General features: G+C 63.1%; 5 protein-coding genes. 2 read left to right on the top strand and 3 right to left on the bottom strand.

All coding sequences use genetic code 11. The features are described from left to right. Nucleotides 1-236: 236 nt before the first annotated feature. The 3 genes from SCA01S_RS14595 to SCA01S_RS14585 form a co-directional block, all read right to left on the bottom strand. Nucleotides 237-1,427 carry an acyl-CoA dehydrogenase family protein gene (locus SCA01S_RS14595; RefSeq protein WP_233251117.1) on the bottom strand — a complete coding sequence of 397 codons (1,191 nt, stop codon included), beginning with the start codon at nt 1,425-1,427 and terminating at the stop codon, nt 237-239. A 139-nt stretch (nt 1,428-1,566) separates the two neighbouring features. Next, complete coding sequence (locus SCA01S_RS14590; RefSeq protein WP_062786792.1) at nt 1,567-2,487, bottom strand: LysR family transcriptional regulator; 921 nt, start codon at nt 2,485-2,487, stop codon at nt 1,567-1,569. A 185-nt stretch (nt 2,488-2,672) separates the two neighbouring features. Continuing rightward, nucleotides 2,673-4,073 carry an aldehyde dehydrogenase gene (locus SCA01S_RS14585; RefSeq protein WP_062786790.1) on the bottom strand — a complete coding sequence of 467 codons (1,401 nt, stop codon included), beginning with the start codon at nt 4,071-4,073 and terminating at the stop codon, nt 2,673-2,675. Nucleotides 4,074-4,243: 170 nt separating this feature from the next. On the opposite strand from SCA01S_RS14585, the gene SCA01S_RS14580 reads away from it, so the two are divergent. Beyond that, a complete protein-coding gene (locus tag SCA01S_RS14580; protein ID WP_245652641.1) occupies nt 4,244-7,045 on the top strand; it encodes a TonB-dependent receptor plug domain-containing protein in 2,802 nt (933 codons plus the stop codon). A 57-nt stretch (nt 7,046-7,102) separates the two neighbouring features. Further along, nucleotides 7,103-8,020, top strand: a complete 918-nt coding sequence (locus SCA01S_RS14575) for a DUF8021 domain-containing protein (protein WP_062786784.1) — start codon at nt 7,103-7,105, stop codon at nt 8,018-8,020. Nucleotides 8,021-8,045: the final 25 nt, after the last annotated feature.

Here is an 8,045-nt window from a genome sequence, read left to right as displayed (position 1 = left end):
ATTTTCAGGCCACGAGACGGTTTGCGCGGTGGCGCGCCGGCATACGCTGAGCCCATCGCAACTGTTCACCTAGCTCCGGGAGCTGCGTAAGCAGTTCGAGGAGCGCGGTATGGCGCCGCCAGCGGCGCCGGCGCTCGAAGGCGAGTGCGGTCGAACTGGAGATCGACGGCGTGCTGTGAAGATCGGCCGTGGTGCTGATGCCGGCGTGATTGCTGCGGTGAGACTTAACGCATCAATCACAGTAAGTCGGGGTCCGGCTCAAGGCCGACCAGATGGCGCCCGACGATGACCAGGCGATTTTCGAGATCGAAAAACATGTGATTGCCGGCAGTATGGATGTCCCGCCAATAGCGCTGCAACGGTCGCGACTTGAATGTCGCGCTTCCGCCAGCGGCGGCGAGCAGCCGGTCAACCGCGTTCATGATCATGCGCCCGGCAAATGCTTCGTCGCCACGCGAGCGCAAGACCTCGTCCATCGCCGGACGGGTTCCCGCCTTGGCGTGATCGACAATGCCTTGCCAGTGCGCGGTGACCAGCGCACTGGCAGCGCGGATTTCCATATGGCTTTCAGCAAGCCGGATGAATGACAGTGGATTGTCCATCCGCAGCTTGCCGGTATGCGGGCGAATGCGTTTCTGCACACTTTCGCGGTAGGCAGCCAGGGCGCCATCCGCAGCACCGAGCAGTACGGCGCCGAAGTTGGCCGCAGTGGCCAGAAATGGCATCCGGAAGAGCCAATGGTCGTGCAGACCGGGTTCTGCTGGCGGCGCGAACATGCCTGGCCCCCAGCAGCGATGCTGCGGCACGAACACGTTGCGCACTTCCACCCGCTTGCTGCCGGTGGCACGCATGCCAACCGTGTCCCAGTTGTCTACGATATTGAAGTCGCTGCGCGGGATCAGGCCAAGGTATGACACGCCCGGCATGCCCTCAACGCGAAATCCAAGCTGGGCCCAGGCAGCATGGTCGCAACCGCTGGAAAAGTCCCATGCGCCGGTAAGCAGATAGCCGCCCTCGGTCGTCTGCGCGGTGACTACCGGCGCGAACGACGAGCAGATGCGGGTGTCGGGCCCATCGGCCCAGATGTCATCCTGCGCCTGTTTGCCGTAATAGGAAATCCCGTGCGAATGCGTGCCAACCACACCAGCGATCCAGCCAGAAGCAGGGCACACCGCAGCGAGGCGCCGCACGCCGGCCAGGAATTCGATGAAATCGACCTCGTCGCCACCATACATTGCCGGCACGAGAGCGCGGAAGACACCTGCTTGGGTCAAGGCAGCGATGCTGTCGGGATGAAGCGAACTGCGCTCATCGCCTTGTGCAGCCCCGGCGGCGATCTGCGGCAGTATCTGCTCTATCCGTGCGCCAAAGCCATCGGTCGCGACGCCATGTGAATCTGGTGGCGGCATGAGCAGGGTGTGATTCATGGGGGCTCTCCTGAACGGTGGCACCGCGCTTCATCGCGCGTTGCGGGCGCGTTTTGTCAGGAAGCCAGACTTCAGGAAAATCGTAAGGCGTGTACGGATACATCACGTAAAATGATAGATGCCGGCATGGCGCCAGCCTTCATGCCGCGTGGACATCCATCGTGTGCAACACCCTTTCGAGCCGCGACAGCAGCCATTCGAGGCCAGGATCGGATGTCCGGTGACGATGCCATTGCGCAATTTCGACCACGGGCTTGAGCGCGAGGGGCAAAGGCAGAACCTTCAAAGGCAACATGCGTGCAAACCGTTCGGCATGGCGGCGGTGCATCACGCCCATGTGCCTGCTGCCGACCAGTGCAAAAGGAACCATGGCGAACGAGGCGACCGACACCTCGATGCGGCGATGGATGCCCATTTCCGTCAACTGCTTTTCATACACGGATGGGTGCGAAACGCCCCTGAATTCGGCACAGACATGGCCCATGTCGAGGAACTGGTCGAGCGTGATGTGATCGCCAATCGTCGGATTTTCGGCCCAGCAGACAGCCCGCGCGTCATCCTCGAACAGCACGCGCCGCGGGTGTTCCGGCCTGGCGAAACTTTCGGCAACGATCAGAAGATCGATGTCGCCTCGCTCGAACATCTCCAGCGCACTAATATCAGGGGGAAGGAACTTGAAACTGATCCCCGGCGCCTCGTTTTGAACCTGCAGCGCAAGGTCGTGGCCAACGATCATCGCCACATAGTCCGAGCACCCCAGCGTGAAACACCGAACCGCGGTGGCCGGGTCGAATTCGGATGGGTTGGTAATGGTGGATCGCACCTGTAGCAGAATCGCGCGAATGGCAGGGGCAAGCTGCTGGGCCTTGCCGGTCAGTACCATGCTGCGGCCGTCTCTCGCCAGAAGCTCGTCGTTGAAATATTCACGCAGCCGCTTGAGCGCCCCACTGACCGCCGATTGGGTCAGGTTCAGGTGCTCCGCCGTGCTGGAAACGCTCTTCAATTCGATCAGCGCATCGAGCGTGACCAGCAAATTGAGATCCAGTTTGTCAAAACGCATCGCGCCACTCTCCCAGCTACGCGGATGCGTGCATCTAAACCGGAACACTACATGCTTTTGCAACCCAAAGATGGGCGATGCCCGGCAGAGGAACGACGGCCGCCATATGGCCCGGCGCGGCTACCCGGCTCGGGAGCTAGGCCCGCCAATGCCGAGCATTATCTGCATCGGCGCGCTGGTTCCGCTCAGATCGGATAATGGCCGGGCAGGGTTTCCACCGTAATCCAGCGGGTTTCGGTGAAGCTGTCGATGCCCTGGCGCCCGCCGAAGCGGCCATAGCCGCTGTCGCCTACCCCGCCGAACGGCATTTGCGCCTCGTCGTGCACGGTGGGGCCATTGATGTGGCAGATGCCTGATTTGATGCGCTTGGCCAGCATCAGGCCCTTGGCCGCGTCGCGGGTGAAGATCGCGGCGGAAAGGCCGTAGTCGGTGTCGTTGGCCAGCTCGATCGCGTGGTCTTCGTCGCGGGCGCGGATGATGCCGACGACCGGGCCGAAGCTCTCGTCGCGGAACAGCTTCATGTCGGTGGTCACGTTGTCCACCAGATGGGCGGGCATGATGACGTTCTGGCTCGTCTCGCCGCTGACGAGAAGGTTCGCGCCTTTTGCGACGGCATCTTCGACCAGGGAGAGGCAATGGGCGACCGTCTTGGCATCGACCACGGCGCCCAATGGAGTCTTGCCCCCACGTGGATCGCCAGCGGTCAAACTCTTGACCTTGGCAGCGAATTTCGCGGTGAATTGATCGGCCACGGCATCGACTACGATAATCCGCTCGGTGCTCATGCAGATCTGGCCCTGGTTGAAATAGGCGCCGAACGCGGCGGCCTTGACCGCCTCGTCAAGGTCGGCGTCGGCGCAGACGACGAATGGCGCCTTGCCGCCGAGTTCGAGCAGGCACGGCTTGAGGTTTTCAGCCGCACGCTTGGCGATGATGCGACCCACCGCCGTACTGCCGGTGAAGTTGATGCGCTTGACCTGTGGCGCGTCGATCAGCCTACCAACGACATCGGCAGCATCCTCGGGTCGGTTGGTGACGACTTGCACCAATCCTTCCGGCAGGCCGGCAGCGGCAAAACTGTCGATGATCAGCGTGTGGGTGCGGGGGCATTGTTCCGACGCCTTGAGGATCACACCATTGCCGCAGGCCAGCGGCACGGCAATCGCGCGCACGCCCAGAATGATCGGGGCATTCCAGGGGGCGATGCCGAGGATGACCCCGACCGGCTCCTTGAGCGCCATCGCCAGGCAACCCGGTTTGTCGCTGGGAATAACCTCGCCCGCGATTTGCGTAGTGAGGGCCGCTGCCTCGCGGATCATGCTGGCACCCAGCATGTGGTTGAAGCCCGCCCAGCCAGCGGTTGCCCCGATCTCGGCCATCATCGCGGCGATGAAATCATCCTTGCGGGCCACCAGGGCATCTGCTGCCTGCATCAAAACCGTGCGCCGCGCATTGGGGCCCATCGCGGCCCATGCGGGCTGTGCGGCCGCTGCGGCCGCAGCAATTGCGGGCACGTCGGCTGCTGTCATCGCGCGCGCCGTTGATGCCACTTCGCCGGTGATCGGGTTCAAACGGGTAAAGGTCACCAGATCTTCTCCTCAAACTTTCCGGCTGACAGCTTGGGGCATAATTAGTTTGTCGTCAAACTAAAATGCTGTATCAGCGCGCCAAGGCCGTGAACGAATCGACGGCCTGGAGGAGAGCAAAAATGAGACTTGCAGGGATGGATGCACGGATATCGGCGAGCGTGACCGCGATGATCGTAGCGGGACTGTGGGCCGCGTCGGCGCAGGCACAAGCGGCAGACCAGGCGCCGGATCAGGCGGCCAAGGATGCGGCCGTGGCGCAGGAGATTGTCGTGACCGGGTCGCGCGTTGCCAGCAATGGCAATGCCCAGCCAACCCCTGTTACCGTGATGTCGGCCGACCGCCTGCAGGATGCCTCGCCGCGTGGCCTGGCCGAAGGCGTGCTGTCACTGCCCAGCTTCAACGGGTCCAACTCGCGGACGGCGGGTGGTGCGGCAGCCAACGCCGGGCACAGCTACCTCAACCTGCGCGGCCTGGGCACCAACCGCAATCTCGTGCTGCTCGATGGCCGCCGCTTCGTGTCGACGCAAGATGCCGGCGCGGTAGACATCAACCTGTTCCCGCAGTTGCTGATGAAGCGCGTGGAAGTCGTGACCGGTGGGGCGTCGGCGGCCTATGGTTCTGACGCCATCGCGGGCGTTACCAACTTCATCCTCGACGATCGCTTTACCGGGCTCAAGGGCCTCGCCTCGCAAGGCATCAGCCGTTACGGCGACAGCAAGACCACCCGTCTCTCGCTGGCCGGCGGCACGTCGTTCCTGGATGGCAAGCTGCGCGTCGTTGCAAGCTTTGATTACACCAAGGACACTGGCGCCCAAGGCTACAACATCGGCGGCAAGAACCGCGCGTGGCAGCGTCTTGGCAGCTTCCTGGTCAACAACCCCAATGTGTCGCCAGCCAATCCGGCATCGCCCACCAACCCCACGCTGATCGTGGCCAACAACGTGGTGTTTCCCTATGCCACCACAGGCGGTCTGATCGTGTCGGGCCCGCTGGCGGGAACGCAGTTCCTGCCGAACGGGGCAACCGCGCCATTCACCTTTGGCACCAACCGCACGTCGGGTTCGATGTCGGGCGGGGATGGCGCCAGTCCGGTTGGAACCGGCACGCTGGAAACGCCGCTGGATGCCAAGGTGGGCTTTGTCCACGTTGCCTATGGCGACAAGGACAGCGTCGAGGTGTTCGCCGAGGGCAACTATGCCCATACCTACATCACCAACAATGCCGGTGCCAACAGCTATGGCGTGAACGGCACGGCTTACACGATCTTTGCCGACAATGCCTATCTGCCGGCCAGCATCGCCTCGCAAATGGCGCCTGGCAGCAGCTTCAAGATGGGCCGCTACAACATTGACCTTGGGGTCTACCAAAAGCAGGTCGAAACCGAGGTGGTGCGCGGCGTCATTGGCGCGCGGGGCCGCATCGGTGCCAACTGGAACTGGGACGCCTATTTCCAGCATGGCCGCACGCAGGGCAACTTTACCGCCGCCAACGGCATCATCACAGCCAATCTCTACAACGCGGTTGATGCGGTGGTGAACCCGGCCACCAACCAGATCGTCTGCCGCTCGACGCTCAGCAATCCTGGCAATGGCTGCGTGCCCATCAACCTGTTTGGCGCCGGCACCCCGTCGGCCGCGGCGCGCCAGTATATTGCCGGCAATGCCTATGCCAACCAGACTGTCACGCAGGATGTACTGGCGGCCACGCTGCGTGGGTCGCCGCTGGAACTGCCCGCCGGCAAGGTGCAGGTGGCCGTGGGCGCCGAACACCGCCGCGAAGGCCTGAAGCAAGTGGTGCCCTCGCTGGCCACCATCACCCAGACCGGCAATGGCGCGCAAGGGTTTCCCGGCAGCCTGCTGGGCACCCAGGGCGGCTATTTCCTGGGTAACTCCTCGCCGGTCAATGCCAGCTATCTGGTGGACGAAGCCTTTGCCGAAGCACAGATTCCGCTCCTGGCCGACAAGCCCTTTGCCAAGTCACTGGAACTGAACGGCGCTGCCCGCGTCACGCACTATTCCAACGCCGGCACGGTGTGGACCTACAAGGCGGGCCTGGTCTATGCGCCGTCAAGCGATCTGCGCCTGCGTGCCACGGTCTCGCACGATATTCGCGCGCCCAACCTCGGCGAACTTTACCTGTCTCAGGCGCAGACGATTGCCACGGTAATCGATCGCCAGAATGCCAATGCCTCGGCGACGGCGACGATCCAGTTGCCCGGGAACCCCAACCTGAAGCCGGAAAAATCGAACACCATCACGATCGGTGCGGTGCTCACCCCCAGCTTCTGGCGCGGTTTCAGCGCATCGGTCGATTATTACGACATCAGCATCAATGGCGCGATCACCCGCCTCAGTAACCAGCAGACGGTGGATGAGTGCGCCGCGGGCAATGCGGCCCTGTGTGCGCTGATCACACGCAATGGCGGCGCCATCTCGGTGATCTCCACGCCCAATCTCAACCTTGCCACGTTGAAGACGCGCGGCTTCGATGTCGAAATGAACTATGGCTTTGGCATCGGCACGGTGTTCGGCCAGCCGAGCCGGGTTTCGCTGCGGGCGCTGGCGTCCTACGTCACCAAGCTGCAAACCACGACGCCGGGTTCCGCGCCGATCGATCGCGCCAGCCAAACGCCCTTTCAGGGCACGGCCAGCGCCGATATCGACCTTGGCCGGCTGAATGTGCTGGTGCAAGAACGGCTGATCGGCAGCCGCGCGATCGACAGCACCTATACGCCCTCGTTCGTGGCCAACAACCATATCGGCGCGGTGTGGTATACCGACCTCAATGTCACCTATCACCTGGGCGGCAAGCTGGAGGGGGTCGATGTGTTTGCCTCGGCCAACAACCTGTTTGACAAGGCCCCGCCGCTGGGTGCCACCACCTTTGGCATTGCCCCGTCTTCCACCCTGTCGCAGTTCTATGATGTCATCGGGCTCTATATGACCGCCGGCATTCGCTTCAAGTTTTGACCCTGTTGGCTGGCGCCCTTTGTGGCGCCAGCCTTTTTCGCATGGGGAGCTTCGACCATGACCAAGATTTCAATCGCCAGTCTCGCGCTGGCCGGCGCGATGGCGCTGACCACAGTGGCCCCCCTGCAGGCCGCGCCTGCCGCATCGTGTGACCGGGCCTGCCTGATCGCGATGATGGAAAGCTATATCGACGCCATTCCCACGCACGATCGCGCTGGCCAGCCCATCGCGGCCGGCGCCAGGGAAACCGTCAACGGCCGGGTATCGCCCGCCCAATCGGACTATTTCTGGAAGCTGGTGGACGGTATCACCTATCGCCAGATCCTGGCCGATCCTTCCACCGGGCAGGTCGCCATGCTGGGCGTTGCGACCGAGGCGGGTGGCCGCGGCGCCTATTGGCTGCGGCTGGCGGTGAAGAATCGCCAGATCACCGAGATCGAGCAGGTGATCGGCGACCGGCCTGCTGGCGGTGTGCGGGGCCTTGCCGCGCCCAACCCCTATTTCGAGCAGATTCTGCCGGAGCAGAGCCGTTCCACCCGCGCGCAACTGATCGCCATTGCCGACAGCTATTTCGAGGGTTTGCAGCGCCACGATGGGGCTGGGGTGCAGTCTGCCCTGGGGTGCCGGCGCTATGAAAACGGCAACCAGACCTCGCTCAACCCGCTGGGCAACACCTGGGCCTGCAACGTAATGAGCGACTACACCTACATGGACAAGATCAAGGAGCGCCGCTTCCCCATCGTCGATGTGGAACGCGGCATCGTGGTCGGCGCCATGGTGATCGAGGTGTCAAAGCCCAAGGCCAGCGCCGCGATCACCGGGGCCGTTCCCGGCGGCCCGCAGTCCGTTGTGCCGCTGTTCAGCCGCCCGCACGACACGCTGATCCAGGAGGTTTTCAAGATCGCCGACGGCAAGATCCAAGAGATCAACGTGATCCGCCAGGACATGCCCTATCAGTGGGGCAGCGGGTGGTGATGGCCCTTATCCGAAAGACGCCGGC

Origin of the sequence: Novosphingobium capsulatum NBRC 12533 (assembly GCF_001598375.1) — a bacterium.
Taxonomy (GTDB): domain Bacteria; phylum Pseudomonadota; class Alphaproteobacteria; order Sphingomonadales; family Sphingomonadaceae; genus Novosphingobium; species Novosphingobium capsulatum.
Note: the sequence above shows the minus strand (reverse complement) of the source record. Positions and strands in the feature narration are given on the sequence as shown.